Source organism: Nocardioides korecus, assembly GCF_054778395.1.
Genome location: NZ_BAAGZO010000007.1, coordinates 167,946 through 185,925, shown reverse-complemented (window position 1 = coordinate 185,925; position 17,980 = coordinate 167,946). Strand labels below are relative to the sequence as shown.

Here is a 17,980-nt window from a genome sequence, read left to right as displayed (position 1 = left end):
GACAACGTGCTGTACCCGCGAGACCGTCGTCACAAACAACGATTTGTCAGGCGTTTCTCAGGTGTCGCTCAGCCCTTCCAGGCCAGCCAGGCGGCCAGCGCCAGGCCGGCCACCCCGATCGCCAGCCGCAGCCCGCGCTCGGGCAGGCGCCGTCCCAGCGCGGGATCGCACCAGCCGCCGACGGTCAGGCCCAGCCCGAGGGCGGCCACGGCCGGCCAGCTGACCGGCGCCAGCACGACGTACGCCGCCGTGGCGACCACGTTGCCGACCCCCGTCAGGACCGTCTTGACCGCGTTGGCGGTCACGAAGGGCAGCGTGGTCGTGGCCGAGACGACGGCCAGGACGATGATGCCGGCCGCGGCGCCGAAGTAGCCGGCGTACACCCCGGTGAGGAGGACCAGCACCGTCGTCGTGCGCCCGGGCACCACACCGGGCACGGCGCCGGGTCTGCGTCGGTCGAGCGCGGCCCGGATCCGGTCGCGGGCCAGCAGCAGGACCGACCCGGCCGCCACCAGGACCGGGACCACGTGGCCGAAGACGCTGGCCGGGGTCAGCAGGAGCAGGGCCGCACCCACCGCGCCACCGGCTCCGGCCGCCACGCCGAGGCGCGCCAGCAGCGCAGCCTGGCCGCGCAGCTCGGGCCGGGCGCCGACCAGTGACCCGGCCAGCACCCCGGTCATCGCGGTGGTGTTGGTGACGTTCGCGGCCAGGGGCGGCAGCCCGAAGGCCAGCAGGGCCGGGTAGCTCACCAGCGAGGCGAGCCCCGCGACGGTGCCGATCACGCCGCCGGCGAACCCGGCGACCACCAGCAGGAGGTAGGCCGTCATGCCGGGCGCGGGTTCGTCACGATGGCACCCACGTTAGTGGCGGACCGCCGTCCCTCGGCCGCCCGGGTGGCCTAGGGTCGCGGCATGAGCCCGGCCTCCCACGAGCGGCCGCGCGTCGCGCGGATGGCCGACGTCGCGGCCCGGGCCGGTGTCTCCCACCAGACCGTCTCCCGGGTCCTCAACGACCTGCCCGGCGTCCGGGCCGAGACCCGCGACCGCGTGCTCGTCGCGGTCGAGGAGCTGCGCTACCGCCGCAACTTCGCGGCCCGGCAGCTGGCCTCCACCCACTCGCGCACCGTCGGGGTGGTGACCTGGGGCAGCTCCCTGTTCGGTCCGGCCAGCGTGCTGCGGGCCCTGGAGTCCGCGGCCGGGGCCACGGGCTACCGGCTGGCCACGGTCAACCTGGTCTCGATGTCGACCGAGGCGTTCTCCGGCGCCGTGGACCAGCTGCTCGAGCGGGTCGTCGAGGCCCTGGTGGTGATCGTGCCCCACGAGACGGTGCTGCGCCGGGCGCAGTCGCTGGACCTCGACATCCCCGTCGTGGTGGTCGAGGGCGACCTCTCCGCGACGCCGCTCACCGTGGGCGTCGACAACGCCCAGGGCGCGCGGCTGGCGACCGAGCACCTGCTCGCCCTGGGGCACGAGACCGTCGTGCACCTGGCCGGGCCCCAGGGGTGGGCGGAGTCCTCGGCGCGTCGCGACGGCTGGAGGGCCGAGCTCGAGCGGCAGGGCCGACGGGTGCCGCCCCTGCGCTGGGGTGGCGACTGGAGCGCGCGCAGCGGCTACCGCACCGGGCTGTCGCTGGCCCGGGAGCCCGACCTGACGGCCGTCTTCGTCGCCAACGACCAGATGGCGCTGGGGCTGGTGAGGGCCCTGCGCGAGCAGGGACGCCGCGTGCCCGAGGACGTGAGCGTCGTGGGCTTCGACGACATCCCGGAGTCCGGCTACTTCTGGCCCGCGCTGACCACGGTGCACCAGGACTTCGCCGAGCTTGGCGGACGGGTGATGGACGTGCTCGGTCGCGCCCTGGGTGGCGAGACCCAGCCCGCGGTGGCCCTGGTGCCGAACACCCTGGTGGTCCGCGAGTCCACCGCCCCGCCCGCGGGCTGAGCCCGGTCGGCCGCCTGCGCCGACACGCCCGGGGCCAGCTGGTCTAGGCAGGTTCGCACGCTCAGGGGCGGCCACGTGGACGGCGTACGACGCGCGGACGAACTTTCGGCGCGAGCCTCCTTGACGGCCTCTGTGGCGACAGTCACACTCCTGCATGTGAACGCTCACAGTGAACGTTCACATCGACAAGGAGCAGGCGTGCCAACACCCACCAGCAGCGACCGTGTCGTCATCGGCGTGGACTTCGGGACGCTGTCGGGACGCGCCCTCGTGGTCCGGGTCTCCGACGGTGCCGAGCTCGGCACCGCGGTGCACGACTACCCGCACGCGGTCCTCGACCAGGCCCTGCCCGACGGCACCCGGCTCGACCCCGAGTGGGCGCTGCAGGTCGCCGGTGACTACCTCGAGGTGCTCGGCGTCGCGGTGCCCGCGGCCCTCGTCGCGGCGGGCGTGGACCCGGCGCAGGTCGTGGGGATCGCCACCGACTTCACCGCCTGCACGATGGTGCCGACCACCGACGACGGCACGCCGCTCTCGGACCTCCCGCACCTGACCGGCGAGCCGCACGCCTACGTCAAGCTCTGGCGCCACCACGCCGCCCAGGGCCAGGCCGACCGGATCAACGAGCTCGCCCGCCACCGCGCGGAGCCCTGGCTCCCGCGCTACGGCGGCCTGATCTCCTCGGAGTGGGAGTTCGCCAAGGGTCTGCAGCTGCTCGAGGAGGCCCCGGAGGTGTACGCCGAGACGGCGCACTTCGTCGAGGCCGCCGACTGGATCGTCTGGCAGCTGTGCGGCACCCTCTCGCGCAACGCCTGCACCGCGGGCTACAAGGGGATCCTCCAGGACGGCACCTACCCCAGCCGCGACTTCCTGACCGAGCTCAACCCCGACTTCGCCGACTTCGTCTCGGACAAGATCGACCGGCCCCTGGCCCGCCTCGGCGACCGCGTCGGCGGCCTCACCCCCGAGGCGGCGGCGCTGACCGGCCTGCCCGAGGGCATCGCGGTCGCGACCGGCAACGTCGACGCCCACGTCACCGTGCCGGCCGCCCAGGCCATCGAGGCCGGCCAGATGGTCGCGATCATGGGCACCTCGACCTGCCACGTGATGAACGGCGAGGTGCTGCGCGAGGTCCCCGGCATGTGCGGGGTGGTCGAGGGCGGCATCACCCCGGGCCTGTGGGGCTACGAGGCCGGGCAGAGCGGCGTCGGCGACATCTTCAACTGGTTCGTCACCCACGGCGTGCCCGCGGCGGTGACGGCCGAGGCCGCCGAGCGCGGGCTGTCGGTCCACGAGCTGCTGACCGAGCGGTGCGCCACCCAGGAGGTGGGGGAGCACGGCCTGGTCGCGCTCGACTGGCACAGCGGCAACCGGTCGGTGCTGGTCGACCACGACCTGTCCGGCATCGTCGTCGGCCAGACCCTGGCGACCCGGCCCGAGGACACCTACCGCGCACTGCTCGAGGCCACCGCGTTCGGCACCCGGACGATCATCGAGGCCTTCGAGGAGTCGGGCGTCCCGGTCGAGGAGCTCGTCGTGGCCGGCGGGCTGCTGCGCAACCCGCTGCTGATGCAGGTCTACGCCGACGTCTGCGACCTGCCGCTGTCCACGATCGCCTCCACCCAGGGCCCGGCGCTCGGCTCGGCCATCCACGCCGCCGTCGCCGCAGGGGAGTACGCCGACGTGCAGGCCGCCGCAGCCGTGATGGGACGCGTCGACCGCGGCCGCTACCAGCCGATCCCCGAGAACGTGAAGGCCTACGCCGCGCTCTACGAGGAGTACCGCACCCTCCACGACTACTTCGGTCGGGGCGCCAACGACGTCATGCACCGGCTCAAGGCCCGCCGTCGCGAGGCCCGTCGCACCCGCCAGGAGGCCGGCCGATGACCGTCACCGCCGACGTCGCCACCACCGTGCGCGACCTGCGCGCCCAGGTCGCGGCCCTACACGCCGAGCTGACCCGCAACGGCCTGGTCGTCTGGACCGCCGGCAACGTCTCGGCCCGGGTGCCCGGCCGCGACCTGATGGTGATCAAGCCGTCCGGTGTCTCCTACGACGACCTCGACGCCGACGGCATGGTCGTCACCGACCTCCACGGCGTGCTGGTGGAGGGCGACCGGGCCCCGTCCTCGGACACCGCGGCCCACGCCTACGTCTACCGCCACCTGCCCGAGGTCGGCGGCGTGGTGCACACCCACTCGACGTACGCCACCGCCTGGGCCGCCCGCGGCGAGGCGATCCCGTGCGTGCTGACCATGGTGGCCGACGAGTTCGGCGGCGAGGTCCCGGTCGGGCCCTTCGCCCTGATCGGGGACGACTCGATCGGGCGCGGCATCGTCGAGACGCTGCGCACCAGCCGCTCCAAGGCCGTCCTGATGCAGAACCACGGCCCCTTCACCGTCGGGGCGGACGCCCGCTCCGCGGTCAAGGCCGCGGTCCTGCTCGAGGACGTCGCCCGCACGGTCCACGTGGCCCGCCAGCTCGGCACCCCGCTGCCGATCGACCAGGTCCACGTCGACTCCCTCTTCGACCGCTACCAGAACGTCTACGGCCAGCCCGCGACCTCCGCGGCGGACCCGGCCCCCTCCCCGACGACAGGAAGTCCCTCGTGACCAGCCCCACCCCCCGACCCTCCGGCGCACCCGCCCCCGGCCAGGTCTGGTTCCTCACCGGCAGCCAGGGCCTCTACGGCGACGACGTGCTCGACCAGGTCGCGCGCCAGTCGCGCGAGGTCTCCGACGCCCTCGGCGCCTCCGCCCACGTCCCCGCGACGATCGTGGCCAAGCCGGTGCTGACCGACGCCGCCGCGATCCGCTCGGTGATGCTGGCCGCCAACGCCGACGACGCCTGCGTCGGGGTGATCACCTGGATGCACACCTTCAGCCCCGCGAAGATGTGGATCACGGGCCTGGACCAGCTGCGCAAGCCGATGCTGCACCTGCACACCCAGGCCAACGTCGCGCTCCCGTGGTCCGAGATCGACATGGACTTCATGAACCTCAACCAGGCCGCCCACGGAGACCGGGAGTTCGGCTACGTCCAGACCCGCCTCGGCATCGACCGCCTCACCGTCGCCGGCCACGTCAGCGACGAGCGCACCCAGCGCCGCGTCGGGGCCTGGACCCGCGCCGCCCTCGGCCGCGCGGCCCTCTCCACGATGCGCCTGGCCCGCTTCGGCGACAACATGCGCGACGTCGCGGTCACCGAGGGCGACAAGGTCGAGGCCGAGCGCCGCTGGGGCGTCTCGGTCAACACCTACGGGGTCAACGACCTGGTCGAGGTCGTCGACGCCGTCCCCGAGGCCACGATCGACACCCTGGTGGAGGAGTACGCCGACCTCTACGACGTGCGTCCCGAGCTGCGCGCCGGCGCCGACCGCCACGACTCCCTGCGCTACGGCGCCCGCATCGAGGCCGGCCTGCGCACCTTCCTCACCGACGGCGGGTTCACCGCCTTCACCACCAACTTCCAGGACCTCGGCGGCCTGCGCCAGCTCCCCGGCCTCGCGGTCCAGCGGCTGATGGCCGACGGCTACGGCTTCGGCGGCGAGGGCGACTGGAAGACCTCGGTCATGCTGCGCACCCTGAAGGTGGTGGCCGACGGGCTGCCCGGCGGCACCTCGTTCATGGAGGACTACACCTACCACCTGGTCCCCGGCGAGGAGGTCATCCTCGGCGCCCACATGCTCGAGGTCTGCCCCTCGATCGCGGCCGGGAAGCCGACCCTGGAGATCCACCCGCTCGGCATCGGTGACCGCGAGGACCCCGTCCGCCTGGTCTTCGACGCCGCTCCCGGCGACGCCGTCATCCTGGGCACCTGCGACCTGGGCGACCGGTTCCGGTTCGTGGCCAACACCGCCGAGGTCGTCGCCCCGCTCGAGGCGCTGCCGAAGCTCCCCGTGGCCCGCGCCGTGTGGCGCCCGGCGCCCGACCTGCAGACCTCCACCGAGGCCTGGCTCACCGCCGGCGGTCCCCACCACACGGTCCTCTCGACCGCGCTGGACGCCGACCACCTGGCCGACCTCGCCGACATGGTCGGCACCGAGCTGGTGCTGATCGACGAGGACACCTCGGTCCGCCGGCTCCGCCAGGAGCTGCGCTGGAACCAGGCCTACCACCGACTCGCGCAGGGCTTCTGATGACGACGCGGGACAGCAGCACCCCCGGACCCAGCACCACCAAGCGGCAGACCCCTGCCACCAGCAGCAAGGAACCCCAACGAATGGAGAAGTCAGTGCGCAGGACGATCGCAGCAGTCGCCGGTGCCACCCTGGCCCTGAGCCTCACGGCCTGTGGGAGCAGCGGGTCCGGGAGCGGCGACAAGGGCACCATCGGTGTCGCCATGCCCACCAAGTCCTCGGAGCGGTGGATCGCGGACGGCAACAACATCAAGAAGCAGCTCGAGGCGGCCGGCTACAAGGTCGACCTCCAGTACGCCGAGGACGACATCCCCACCCAGGTCAACCAGGTCGAGAACATGGTGACCAAGGGCGAGAAGATGCTCGTCGTGGCCGCCATCGACGGCACCGCCCTCGGCGACGTCCTCTCCACCGCCCAGGACAGCAAGATCCCGGTGATCTCCTACGACCGCCTGATCCGCGACACCAAGGCCGTCGACTACTACGCCACCTTCGACAACGAGAAGGTCGGGGAGCTCCAGGCCCAGTCGCTGATCGACGGTCTGGCCGCCAGCGGCAAGAAGAAGCCCTACAACGTCGAGCTGTTCGCCGGCTCGCCCGACGACAACAACGCCACCTTCTTCTGGAACGGCGCGATGAAGAAGCTCAAGCCCCTCATCGACTCCGGCGACATGAAGGTCGTCTCGGGCCAGACCAAGTTCGAGCAGGCCGCCATCCTGCGCTGGGACCCCGCCACCGCGCAGAAGCGCATGGAGGACATCCTGACCAAGAGCTACACCCAGGCGACCGTCGACGGCGTGCTCTCGCCGTACGACGGCCTCTCGATCGGCATCATCGCGGCCCTGAAGTCCAACGGCTACGGCGGCGGCAGCAAGAAGCTGCCCGTGGTGACCGGGCAGGACGCCGAGGTCGCCTCGGTGAAGTCGATCCTCGCCGGTGAGCAGTACTCCACGATCTTCAAGGACACCCGCAAGCTCGCCAAGGTCACCGTCGCCATGGTCAAGGCCATCGGTGCCGGCAAGAAGCCGCAGGTCAACGACACCAAGACCTACGACAACGGCAAGAAGGTCGTCCCGTCCTACCTGCTGGACCCGCAACCCGTCACCAAGGCCAACGTGGACTCCGCGCTGGTCAAGACCGGCTACTACACCCAGGCCGAGCTCAAGTGACCCCGGTGCCGTGGCCGGGCCGGTGACCCCGGCCCGGCCACGGCACCACCCCCCGAACGACCCCGCACCACCACCCCCACACCGAGAAGGGCCCCCGATGAGCCAGCCGATCCTGGAGATGCGCTCCATCACCAAGGAGTTCCCGGGCGTCAAGGCGCTGAGCGAGGTGAGCATGGACGTGCAGTTCGGCGACATCCACGCCATCTGCGGCGAGAACGGCGCCGGCAAGTCCACGCTGATGAAGGTGCTCTCGGGCGTCTACCCCCACGGCACGTACGACGGTGACATCGTCTTCGACGGCCAGGTCGTCGAGTTCAAGAACATCCGGCAGAGCGAGGCCGCCGGGATCGTGATCATCCACCAGGAGCTCGCGCTGATCCCCGAGCTGTCGATCGCGGAGAACATCTTCCTCGGCAACGAGACCGCCCGCGGCGGCATCATCAGCTGGGACCGCGCGCACCGCCAGGCCATCGACCTGCTGGCCCGGGTGGGCCTGGTCGAGAACCCGCTGACCCAGGTCAAGCACCTCGGCGTCGGCAAGCAGCAGCTGGTGGAGATCGCCAAGGCGCTGTCGAAGGAGGTCAAGCTCCTGATCCTCGACGAGCCCACCGCCGCGCTGAACGACGACGACTCACAGCACCTGCTGCAGCTCCTCCAGGAGCTCCAGGGCAAGGGCATCACCTCGATCATGATCAGCCACAAGCTCAACGAGATCGAGCAGGTGGCCGACCACATCACGATCATCCGCGACGGCCGCACCATCGAGACCCTCGCGGTCGCGGCCGACCAGGTCGACGAGGACCGGATCATCCGCGGCATGGTGGGCCGCGACCTGGAGAACCGGTTCCCCGACCACACCCCCGACGTCGGCGACGTGCTCTTCGAGCTCGACGACTGGACCGTGATGCACCCGCTGGACTCCTCCCGCGCGGTGATCCGGGACGCGAGCCTGTCGGTGCGACGGGGCGAGATCGTCGGCATCGCCGGGCTGATGGGCGCCGGTCGCACCGAGCTGGCCCGCAGCATCTTCGGCCGCTCCTACGGCAGCAAGGTCGAGGGCCGGCTGGTCCTGGACGGCCAGGAGCTGCACCTGGGCTCGGTGGCCGCCGCCATCGACGCCGGCATCGCCTACGTCTCGGAGGACCGCAAGGCCCTGGGCCTGAACCTCCTCGACGACATCAAGCGCTCGGTGTCGGCCGCCGGGCTCGACAAGCTGCGCAAGGGCCTCGTGGTCGACAGCAGCGAGGAGGTGCTGGTGGCGGAGAAGTACCGCACCAGCATGAACATCAAGACCCCCACCGTGAACGAGGGCGTCGCCAAGCTGTCCGGCGGCAACCAGCAGAAGGTCGTGCTGAGCAAGTGGATGTTCACCGACCCCAAGCTGCTGATCCTCGACGAGCCCACCCGCGGCATCGACGTGGGCGCGAAGTACGAGATCTACGGCGTCATCCAGCGCCTGGCCGACCAGGGCCGGGGCGTGCTGGTGATCTCGTCGGAGCTGCCGGAGCTGCTCGGGCTCTGCGACCGGATCTACACCCTCGCCGAGGGCCGCATCACCCATGAGTTCGACCGGGCCGAGGCCGACCAGGAATCGCTCATGCGCTACATGACCACGTCGACCCAGGAGCAAGAGGTAGTCCGATGAACCCGCTGAAGAAGGCGCTGCGCGGCAACGTGCGGCAGTACGGCATGGTGATCGCCCTGGCGGCCATCGTGGTGCTGTTCCAGTTCACCACCGACGGCATCCTGCTGCGGCCCCTGAACCTGACCAACCTGTTCACCCAGAACGCCTCGATCCTGATCCTGGCGATCGGCATGGTCGTGGTCATCATCGCCCGCCACATCGACCTCTCGGTGGGGTCGGTCGCGGCCTTCACCGGCGCGGTCGCGGCGATCCTGATGACCAAGTACGACGTGCCGTGGGTGCTCGCGGTGCTCCTCTGCCTGGTCCTCGGCGCGGCGATCGGGGCCTGGCACGGCTTCTGGGTCGCCTACGTCGGGATCCCCGCGTTCATCGTGACCCTGGCCAGCATGCTGATCTTCCGTGGCCTGACCCTGGTCGTGCTCAAGGGCGCGACTGTCGGCGGCCTGCCCAACGGCTTCGAGGCGATGGGCAACGGGTTCCTGCCCGACGTCGGCCCCGACACCGGGCTGTCGAACCTGACGCTGCTCCTGGCCGCGCTGCTCGCGGTCGTGCTGGTCGTGCTGGAGTTCCGCAAGCGCGCCTCGGCCGTCCGCTACAACTTCGACGTCCTGCCCGTGGGCCTGTTCTACGCCAAGCTGGTCGCCCTGGTCCTGGTGCTGATGACCTTCGCGTTCCTGCTGGCGCAGTACCGCGGTGTCCCGATCGTCGGCCTGATCCTCTTCGTGCTGATCGGCGTCTACGGCTTCATCACCCAGCGCACCGTCACCGGCCGCCACGTCTACGCCATCGGCGGCAACGTCGACGCCGCGACGATGTCCGGCGTGCGCACCAAGCGCATCGACTTCCTGGTGATGACCAACATGGGCCTGCTCGCGGCCCTGGCCGGCATGGTCACCGCCGCCCGCCTCACCGCGGCCAACCCCAAGGCTGGCACGAACTTCGAGCTCGACGCGATCGCCGCGGCCTTCATCGGCGGCGCGGCCGTCACCGGCGGTGTCGGCACCGTGGTCGGCGCGATCATCGGTGGCTTCGTGATGGGCGTGCTCAACAACGGCATGTCGCTGATGGGCGTCTCCATCGACTGGCAGCAGACGGTCAAGGGCCTGGTGCTGCTGGCCGCGGTCGCCTTCGACGTGTGGAACAAGAAGCGCACCTCGGTCGGGGGTGGTGCCGGGGCCGAGGACCCGGCCGCGACGGCCGCGCCACCGGACGAGCTGATCGAGGAGATCGAGCTGGTCGACGCGCCCGGGACCGGACCGGTCCGCTCGGGCTGAGACCCCGCCGCGCGAGCTGGCCGGCGCACGACGGAAGGGCCCCACGGTGCGATCGCACCGTGGGGCCCTCGTCCGTCAGACCGTCCGGACCGTCACGCCGCCCGGTGTGCCCGCGTCCCGGCAGTGGCGGGGGCGTCACCCTCGAGGGCGACGCGCAGGTCGCGCATGATGCGCTGCAGCAGGCGGGAGACCTGCACCTGGGTGACCCCGAGGCGCTCGGCGATCTCGTACTGGTTCAGACCGTCGAAGAAGCGCAGCCGGACGATCAGCCGGTCGCGCTCCTTCAGCGAGCTCAGCGCGGGGCGCAGCATCTCCCGGGTCTCGACCTCGGCCATCCCGGGGTCCTCGTCACCGAGCCGGTCGACCATCGGGGCGGCGGCGTCGGAGTCGGCCGGGCTGGAGTCGAGCGAGGTCGCCGAGAAGCAGCCGCGGGCCGCCTGCGCCTCGACGACGTCCTCGCGCGAGCAGCCGACCGCGGCGGCCACCTCGTCGGCGTCGGGGTGGCGACCGATGGTGCTGCCCAGCTGTCCCTCGACCCCGGCGATCCGGAGCTGGAGCTCCTGGATGCGTCGCGGGGGGCGCACCATCCAGCCGCAGTCGCGGAAGTAGCGGCGGACCTCGCCGCGGACGGTGGGCACGGCGAAGGACAGGAAGTCGTGGCCCAGGGAGGGGTCGAAGCGGCGCGCGGCCTTGACCAGGCCCAGGCGCGCCACGGCGTCCAGCTCCTCGTCGGCCAGCCCGCGCCGGTGGTAGCGCGAGGCGACCGCCTCGGCCACCACGATGTTGAGCGTGATCGCCTCGTCGACGAGGCGCTCGGCCTCGGCGACGTCGTCGCACGCGAGGCCGCGCCGGAAGAGGTCCGCGGTCCTGGCGGCGCGGTCGGCCCGGTTGCGTCGTACGGCCTCCGCCCGGTCGGTGGGTGCGGTCGCCGGGCGGGTGCTGGGGAAGGGGCGCTCAAGGGTGGAGGTGCTCATGGGGCTCACCGCAGTTCGGTGTCGATCTGGGTCGTCGCCGGTGTCTACAGCGCGTGTGGCCGGGGCTGTTCTCGGCCCCCGGTGCCGTCCTCCTACCGTGCCCCTCCACCGGGCCCGCGAAACTCCGTGCGCCCAAGTCCACCCCCTGGGGTGGAGGCCGACCTTCCCCCAGGACCGCCTGCGTCCCCCTCCGCGTCGCGCGTCGTGAAGCTCGTGCCCGCGGTCTCCACCATCTCGCGGGCGATGTCGCGCAGCTTGGTGTTGGTCAGCGACGAGACCCTCAGCAGGTACTCGAAGGCGTGGCTCTCGTCCAGGGAGAACCGCTCCATCACGATCCCGGTCGCCTGCCCGATCAGCTGGCGCGAGGCCATCGCGCTGTCCAGCGCGTCCTGGCCCTGGGCCCGCCCCAGCGCCGAGGTGGCGTACGCCGCGAACAGCTCAGCCATCTGCTCGACCTCGTCGGTGATGCTGTCGGAGGAGGTGGAGTAGAGGTTCAGCACGCCGATCGTGCGGTCCTCGGTGTAGAGCCGGATGCCCAGCTGCGAGCGCAGTCCCAGCTCGACCGCCGCGGGCATGAACCGCGGCCAGCGGGTCTCGTGGCGGGCGTGCTGCACCCGGACCACGGGCTGCTCGAAGACCGCATCGACGCAGGGCCCCTCCTTGCGGGAGTGCTGGAGGTCGTCCAGCGCGTCGACGAAGGCACCGGTGGTCGCCAGGGTCTCGATGCGACCGCGACGCTGGACCACCGAGATGCCGGCGTGGTCGACGTCGGGCAGGGCCGTGACCGCGCCCCGCACGAGCGTGTCCAGGGTGGAGGCGAGGTCGGTGCGCGAGCTCAGCTCGTGCGCCACCGACTGCATGGCCGCTGCGACCTCGAGCGGGTTGTGTCGGTCCACGGGAGGCCTGTCGTCGGGCGGGCGTCGGGCGGGAGCGGGGCGTGCGCCCCACGTGCGGGGTGGCCGCTGGTTCGGCGGCGGACCTCAGAATAGTGCCTCGCCGAGGGCTCCTCGGCGCCCGGCCCCCGGGCCCGTCGGGACCCTCGCCCGTGGGGGTGGGGGTGAGCCGGTCGCCGCCTGGGTACGGCGCACCATGACCTCACGAACCCGCGTCATGGCAGCGACCCCCGACCAGGTCTGGGACGTCCTCGCCGACGGCTGGCTGTACCCGCTCTGGGTGGTCGGTGCCACCCGCATGCGCGAGGTGGACGACACCTGGCCCGCCCCCGGGGCCCGGCTCCACCACTCGGTCGGGGCGTGGCCGGCGGTGGTCGACGACGACACCGTGAGCCTGGAGTGCCGCCCGCGTGAGCAGCTCAGCCTGCAGGCCAAGGGCTGGCCGCTCGGGGAGGCCAGGGTCAACATCGTCCTCGAGGCGGTCCCGGGAGGCACCCGGGTCGTGATCGACGAGGACGCCACCCACGGGCCGGGTCGTCTGGTGCCGCTGCCGGTGCGGGCCCCCATGATCGCCTGGCGCAACGGCGAGACCCTGCGTCGGCTGGCCTACCTCGCCGAGCGTCGCGAGGGCTAGACCGCAGGGGCCCGGACCGGCCCCGTGCAGCGACACCTCCGACGTACCGGGGGTGGCCGACGTACGGTTCCCGGACGGGCCCTGACCACCCGACGTGCGCCGCGACCGCGGCGCTGGGCTGGAGGAGCCGATGGACGAGGACGACGACGAGCCCGGGTGGATCGCGCTGCTGGACGCCGTGCGAGCACGGCCCGCGCTGATGGGCGCGGTCGAGGTCCTGGCCCGACGCCACGCGCTCGACGAGGTGGGCGCCGCGCGCAGGCTGGTCTGGGAGGCCCTCTCCCGGGGGACCGGCATGGCGGAGGCGGCGAGGGCCGTGATCGCCTCGGTCCCGGGTCCCGGGCTCGACCCCTGAGGCCGACCGGCGGGGACGTGGACCGCCGGTGGTCCTCGCCTCGGTCGCGGCGTAAGGTGAGGCTGACCTAAGAGGAGGACCCGACCATGGGCCTGGGAAACACCCTGCTGCTCGGCTTCATCGCCGGCGTCACGATCCTGCTGGGCATGCCGCTCGGCCGGATGAGGGGCCTGTCGCCGTCGGTGCGGGTCGTCCTGAACGGCGTCGCCGTCGGGGTGCTGCTCTTCCTGGTCTGGGACGTGTTCTCCGCGGCCTGGGAGCCGCTCGACGCCGCCCTGGTCGCGACCCACGCCGGGACCGGGGGTCTGGGCCCGGTGGTTGGCTACGGCCTCCTGTTCACCGGCGGTCTGGCCGCGGGCCTGCTCGGGCTGGTGGCCTACGACCGACGGCTCGCCCGCTCGGCCTCCGCCTCGCGGGTCGGCCCGGGCGCGCAGTCGGTGACCGAGCGACCCCACCGGGTCGGGGGATCCGGCCTGGCGGGCCCGGCGACGTGGTCCGCCGCCCGGCGTACGTCCTTGATGATCGCGGTGGGCATCGGCCTCCACAACTTCGCCGAGGGCCTGGCCATCGGGCAGGCGGCCGCGCGCAGCGAGATCGCCCTGGCCACCCTGCTCGTCGTCGGCTTCGCCCTGCACAACGCCACCGAGGGCTTCGGCATCGTGGCGCCGCTGGCCGGCGACGTCGACGAGGACGGCGCCCTCCTGCGCCCCAGCTGGGGCTTCCTCGGCGCCATGGCGCTGATCGGCGGCGGGCCCACCTTCGTCGGCACCGCCATCGGTCACTCGTTCACCTCCGAGCCGGTCAGCGTGCTGTTCCTGACCCTGGCCGCCGGCTCCATCGTCTACGTCGTGGCCCAGCTCCTCGGGGTCGCGGCCCGCGCCCGTCGCTCGGACCTGCTCGCCTACGGCCTGCTGATCGGTCTGCTGGCCGGGTTCGCGACCGACGCCATCGTCACCGCCGCGGGCGTCTGACCCAGCCCCCGCGCCGCCGGTCCCTGGACCGTGCCCGGCGGGCCCGGCTAGCGTCCGAGCGTGCCGTACGACGACCGCGTGACCGCCCTGATCCAGGCGATGCCGGCGTGGCAGGGCGACGTCGGCGCGCGCGTCCGGGCCCTCGTCCACGAGGCCGTCCCCGAGGTCGAGGAGACGGTCAAGCGCACGGACCGCCCCTACTTCGTCCTCCAGGGCAACATCTGCGCGCTCCAGTCGACCCGCGACCACGTCAACGTCTTCGTCTACGACCCGGTCGCACCCGACCCCGCTGGGATCATCAACCAGGGCCACGGCAACAGCACCGCCCGGTCGATCCAGCTGTACTCCGGCGACACGCTGCCCGAGGGGCCCTTCCGCGACCTCGTCGCGGCGGTGGCGGAGAACAACCGCCGCGGCGGCTGGCGCCGGCTGTCCCGGGGGACCTGAGCCTCAGCGGCACCGGCCGGCCGTCGGGGTCAGCCTTGGGCGGCGTCGGCCGCGGCTGGCGTCGTCGGCCGTGCGCGTGCGGGGCGGCGTACGCCGACCGTGAGCGGCCCCAGCACCCAGGCCAGCGCCGCGATCAGCAGCCCGGCCGGCAGGTCGACCGCGAAGTGCCAGCCCAGGTAGACCGTGGCCACCAGCGTGCCCAGCAGGTAGACGGCCATCACGATCGTCGTGCGCCGCATCCGGTGCCACCAGGCCACGCCCAGGATCGTGGCGCTGACCCCCACGTGCAGGCTGGCGAAGGCGGAGACCTGGGCGTAGGCGTCGCTCGCGTGCGGGTGCGCGAGCAGGTAGGCGCGCTGGGCCATGTAGCGCGACTGGGTGTCCTGGATCGACATGTGCGGCAGGCCCGCGAAGTCGCCGGGGGAGGCGTGGAAGGGCCCGAGCGAGGGGATCAGGTAGTAGGTCGCCGTGCCGAGGATCCACACCCAGACGAAGGCCGCGATGGCGGCGTACGCGTCCTTGGTGCGCGGGGCCAGCACCACGGCTGCCGGGAACGCGATGATGACCAGCGTCCCGAAGGTCTCGTACCAGACCTGCAGGGACCACGCCGCCGCGTCCTGGCCGAGCAGGTCGTGCAGCAGCACCGCCGGCGTGTGGCCGGCGAAGAGCCACCGGTCCCACCCGGCCAGCAGGTCGTCGCGGGGGACGTTGAAGGCGTCCCAGCTCTTGAGGTTGTGGTAGGTGAAGTAGGTGACGTTGTAGGCCAGCAGGGCCACCCAGGCCGACGCCAGCCGCTGCGGCGTCCACCGCTCGCGCACCACGCCCACCGTCCGAGCCAGGGACCAGGGTCGTCCGGTGCGCACCAGCCCGTCCACCGCGACGAGCACCACGAAGACCAGCGCCGTGAGCCCGACCCGCGTCACCAGCCACGCGCCGTGGGGGTCGCGGAAGGGGATCCCGACCTGCACGGCCCGGGCGATGCCGATGACGACGAACACGGCCACCACCGACCACAGCCGCCTGGCGAGGCGCCAGGCCAGCCGGACCTCGTCGTCGACGGGACGCGCCACGGGAGCGTCGGCCGCCGTGTGCGCGGTCATGAGGTCGTCCCGTCCACCCCAGGACCCTAAGGGACCGCACGGCCCCGGGCCGCGACGCGGGCGCCTCCCCGGGGGTGGTTTCTGTCACGGCCGTCCGGTGGGGCGGCCCGGGTGGGGCTAGGCGTCGCGCCGGCGCAGCGACCAGGACGCGACCAGGAGACCGACGACGACCCAGGCGACCATCACGGCCAGACCGGGCCACGGCGGCAGGGCGTTGGGCCGGGGGAGGCTGGTGGAGAAGCTCGCGCCCGCCCCGGTGGGGAGGTACGCCGCGACGTGGGTGCCCCAGGTCGGGAGCAGCAGGCCGAACAGCACGGGCAGGATCAGGATCAGCCCGATCACCGCCACCAGGGCTCCGGGGGTGCTCCGCACGATCCAGGCCAGGGAGCTGCCGAGCAGGCCGACCAGGGTGAGGTAGACGCCGGTGCCGACCACGACCCGCAAGGTGGCGGGGTCGGACAGGCTGGAGGTCGGGCGGTAGCCGGAGAGGAACGCCTGGGCGACCAGGAACGCGACGACCGAGGCGGCCGTCATGGCGATCCCGACGACGACGGTGAACACGACCACCTTGGCCACCAGCACGGGCTGGCGGCGCGGGACCGCGGCCAGGGTGGCCCGGATGATGCCGCTGCTGTACTCCCCGCTGACCACCAGCACCCCGAGCGCGGCCATCAGCAGCTGCCCCATGTAGTAGCCCTGGAGGGGACCCGAGGCGACCACGTCCTCCGGGTCGAGCCCGGCGGGGTTGCGGGTGTTGTGGGCGATGATCGCCCCGAAGACCACCATGGCGGCCATCGCGGCCGCCAGGACGACCAGGGACGAGCGCAGGGTGCGGAACTTCAGCCACTCCGAGCCGATCACGTGGCGCAGCGTCACCGGCCCGTCGAGCCGGTCGTCCGAGCGGGTGCGGGCACCGGAGGGCGCGGCGGGGGTCGTGGTGCCGGTGAGGGTCATCGGGCGTCCTGGAAGTCGAGGGAGTCGTGGGTCAGGGCCAGGTACGCGTCCTCGAGCGAGCCGCTGCGGGGGCTGAGCTCCCACAGGGTGAGGCCGGCCTCGCCGGCGACGGTGCCGATCTGCTGGCTGCTGAGGCCCTGGACGTCGAAGGCGTCCGACGTGGGGTCGTCGGCCGCGGCGGCGCCGGGAGCCGGGTCGGTGACCGTCCCGCCCGCTCGGCGCAGGAGCCCGGCGAGGTGGTCGCGCTCCGGGGTCCGCACCCGGACCGAGTCGACCGAGGCCTCGCGGATGAAGTCGGCCATCGGCTGGTCGCGCAGCAGCTTGCCCTGGCCCACGACGATGACGTGGTCGGCCGTCACGGCCATCTCGCTCATCAGGTGGGAGGAGAGGAAGACGGTGCGGCCCTCGCCCGCCAGGCGAGTGAGCAGCGACCGGATCCACCGGATGCCGTCGAGGTCGAGACCGTTGACCGGCTCGTCGAGCACCAGGGTCTGCGGGTCGCCCAGCAGGGCCGCGGCCACGCCCAGGCGCTGGCCCATCCCGAGGGAGAAGCCGGCCACGCGCTTGCCGGCCACGTCGGTGAGGCCGACCATGTCGAGGACCTCGTCGACGCGGGCGCGTCCGATCCCCGAGGTCGCGGCCAGCACGCGCAGGTGGTTGCGGGCGCTCCGGCCGGGGTGGACGGCCCGGGCCTCGAGGAGGGCGCCGACCTCGTGGAGCGGGGCGGCGTGGTCGGCGTACGGCTTGCCGTTGACCTGGACCGATCCCGACGTCGGCCGGTCCAGCCCCAGCATCATCCGCATGGTCGTGGACTTGCCGGCGCCGTTCGGGCCCAGGAAGCCGGTCACCATGCCGGGCCGGACGATGAAGGACAGGTCGTCGACGGCCAGCTTCTCGTCGTACCTCTTGGTCAGTGCGCGGGCCTCGATCACCACGGTGCCTCTCGGTGCTGCGGCACGAGTGCACCGACCGCTCCACGGTACGGCGGGGCCGAAGGGCGGGAGCGGCCGGTGCCGTCGGCGTCAGGCGCGGCTGTCGAGGACCTTGACCATGTCGTCCTCGGTGTCGTTGCCGATCTTCTCGAAGACCAGCTTGACCAGCGGGGCGGCGAGCTTGGCGGCGCCCTCATCTCGATGACGGCCTCGTAGGTCACCTCGCTGCCCTCGCCGTGGGGCTTCACGGTGATGGTGTCGGTCGAGGTGGCGGTCTCGTTCCTCCCGACCAGGACGATGCGTTCGCCGGTCAGCTCGGTCAGCTCGTAGGTGAGCTCGGTGGAGACCCCGGCGATCTTGGAGACGTTGTGCCAGGTGCTGCCGACCTGGACCGGACCGGCGTCGTTGCGCGTGCAGGACTCGGTGCCCGGGTCCCACTCCTCGGCGTGCGAGAAGTCCTTGAGGTAGTCGATGACCCTCTGCGGGGAGGGCTTCACGGTGAACGTGCGCGTCACTGTCGTCATGGGCCCAGTCTCGGGCCCCCCTCCAAGTCGAAC

The 17,980-nt window shown here is 72.4% G+C and carries 18 protein-coding genes; 11 read left to right on the top strand and 7 right to left on the bottom strand.

Translation table 11 applies throughout. From position 1 onward, the window contains the following. Positions 1-68: 68 nt before the first annotated feature. Positions 69-827, bottom strand: a complete 759-nt coding sequence (locus ACYVDA_RS15330) for a sulfite exporter TauE/SafE family protein (protein ID WP_460819288.1) — start codon at positions 825-827, stop codon at positions 69-71. An 84-nt stretch (positions 828-911) separates the two neighbouring features. Between ACYVDA_RS15330 and ACYVDA_RS15325 the strand changes: the two genes are divergently transcribed. The 7 genes from ACYVDA_RS15325 to mmsB all read left to right on the top strand — a co-directional run bounded on the left by ACYVDA_RS15325 (position 912) and on the right by mmsB (position 10,163). Further along, positions 912-1,937 (top strand): LacI family DNA-binding transcriptional regulator, encoded by a 1,026-nt coding sequence (locus tag ACYVDA_RS15325; RefSeq protein WP_460819287.1) that lies wholly within the window; start codon positions 912-914, stop codon positions 1,935-1,937. 198 nt (positions 1,938-2,135) lie between these two features. After that, the gene (araB, locus tag ACYVDA_RS15320; protein ID WP_460819286.1) at positions 2,136-3,824 is read left to right on the top strand and encodes a ribulokinase; all 1,689 of its coding nucleotides are present in this window, start codon (positions 2,136-2,138) and stop codon (positions 3,822-3,824) included. After that, positions 3,821-4,549 carry an L-ribulose-5-phosphate 4-epimerase gene (locus tag ACYVDA_RS15315; protein ID WP_460819285.1) on the top strand — a complete coding sequence of 243 codons (729 nt, stop codon included), beginning with the start codon at positions 3,821-3,823 and terminating at the stop codon, positions 4,547-4,549. Before araB ends, ACYVDA_RS15315 begins: the two co-directional genes overlap by 4 nt. Then, entirely contained in the window at positions 4,546-6,075 is a 1,530-nt protein-coding gene (gene araA, locus ACYVDA_RS15310; RefSeq protein WP_460819284.1) for an L-arabinose isomerase, read from the top strand. The genes ACYVDA_RS15315 and araA overlap by 4 nt, the downstream gene beginning before the upstream one ends. Continuing rightward, positions 6,075-7,244 (top strand): multiple monosaccharide ABC transporter substrate-binding protein, encoded by a 1,170-nt coding sequence (gene chvE / locus ACYVDA_RS15305; protein ID WP_460819283.1) that lies wholly within the window; start codon positions 6,075-6,077, stop codon positions 7,242-7,244. Before araA ends, chvE begins: the two co-directional genes overlap by 1 nt. Before the next feature lie 97 nt (positions 7,245-7,341). Next, positions 7,342-8,889 carry a multiple monosaccharide ABC transporter ATP-binding protein gene (mmsA, locus tag ACYVDA_RS15300; RefSeq protein ID WP_460819282.1) on the top strand — a complete coding sequence of 516 codons (1,548 nt, stop codon included), beginning with the start codon at positions 7,342-7,344 and terminating at the stop codon, positions 8,887-8,889. After that, positions 8,886-10,163, top strand: coding sequence for a multiple monosaccharide ABC transporter permease (gene mmsB / locus ACYVDA_RS15295; protein ID WP_460819281.1), 1,278 nt, complete (start codon positions 8,886-8,888; stop codon positions 10,161-10,163). Before mmsA ends, mmsB begins: the two co-directional genes overlap by 4 nt. Positions 10,164-10,255: 92 nt before the next feature. On the opposite strand, the gene ACYVDA_RS15290 is transcribed toward mmsB, so the two are convergent. Together ACYVDA_RS15290 and ACYVDA_RS15285 are read right to left on the bottom strand one after the other, a co-directional pair. After that, a complete protein-coding gene (locus ACYVDA_RS15290) occupies positions 10,256-11,137 on the bottom strand; it encodes a sigma-70 family RNA polymerase sigma factor (RefSeq protein WP_460819280.1) in 882 nt (293 codons plus the stop codon). 92 nt (positions 11,138-11,229) lie between these two features. Further along, the gene (locus tag ACYVDA_RS15285) at positions 11,230-12,033 is read right to left on the bottom strand and encodes an ANTAR domain-containing protein (RefSeq protein ID WP_460819279.1); all 804 of its coding nucleotides are present in this window, start codon (positions 12,031-12,033) and stop codon (positions 11,230-11,232) included. 193 nt (positions 12,034-12,226) lie between these two features. Here ACYVDA_RS15285 and ACYVDA_RS15280 point away from each other — a divergent pair, with 193 nt between their 5' ends. The 4 genes from ACYVDA_RS15280 (at position 12,227) to ACYVDA_RS15265 (ending at position 14,437) form a co-directional block, all read left to right on the top strand. Beyond that, a complete protein-coding gene (locus ACYVDA_RS15280) occupies positions 12,227-12,664 on the top strand; it encodes an SRPBCC family protein (RefSeq protein ID WP_460819278.1) in 438 nt (145 codons plus the stop codon). Positions 12,665-12,794: 130 nt separating this feature from the next. After that, complete coding sequence (locus ACYVDA_RS15275; RefSeq protein WP_460819277.1) at positions 12,795-13,019, top strand: hypothetical protein; 225 nt, start codon at positions 12,795-12,797, stop codon at positions 13,017-13,019. Between the two features lie 86 nt (positions 13,020-13,105). Next, entirely contained in the window at positions 13,106-13,990 is an 885-nt protein-coding gene (locus ACYVDA_RS15270; RefSeq protein WP_460819276.1) for a ZIP family metal transporter, read from the top strand. 60 nt (positions 13,991-14,050) lie between these two features. Further along, a complete protein-coding gene (locus ACYVDA_RS15265) occupies positions 14,051-14,437 on the top strand; it encodes a DUF1801 domain-containing protein (protein WP_460819275.1) in 387 nt (128 codons plus the stop codon). Positions 14,438-14,466: 29 nt separating this feature from the next. Here ACYVDA_RS15265 and ACYVDA_RS15260 read toward each other — a convergent pair whose 3' ends face one another. The 4 genes from ACYVDA_RS15260 to ACYVDA_RS15245 form a co-directional block, all read right to left on the bottom strand. Continuing rightward, positions 14,467-15,537, bottom strand: a complete 1,071-nt coding sequence (locus ACYVDA_RS15260) for a phosphatase PAP2 family protein (protein ID WP_460819274.1) — start codon at positions 15,535-15,537, stop codon at positions 14,467-14,469. 117 nt (positions 15,538-15,654) lie between these two features. Then, positions 15,655-16,491, bottom strand: coding sequence for an ABC transporter permease (locus ACYVDA_RS15255; protein ID WP_460819273.1), 837 nt, complete (start codon positions 16,489-16,491; stop codon positions 15,655-15,657). Beyond that, a complete protein-coding gene (locus tag ACYVDA_RS15250) occupies positions 16,488-17,423 on the bottom strand; it encodes an ABC transporter ATP-binding protein (protein ID WP_460819272.1) in 936 nt (311 codons plus the stop codon). The genes ACYVDA_RS15255 and ACYVDA_RS15250 overlap by 4 nt, the downstream gene beginning before the upstream one ends. Then, the gene (locus ACYVDA_RS15245; RefSeq protein ID WP_460819270.1) at positions 17,420-17,947 is read right to left on the bottom strand and encodes an SRPBCC family protein; all 528 of its coding nucleotides are present in this window, start codon (positions 17,945-17,947) and stop codon (positions 17,420-17,422) included. Before ACYVDA_RS15245 ends, ACYVDA_RS15250 begins: the two co-directional genes overlap by 4 nt. Between the last annotated feature and the right edge of the window lie 33 nt (positions 17,948-17,980).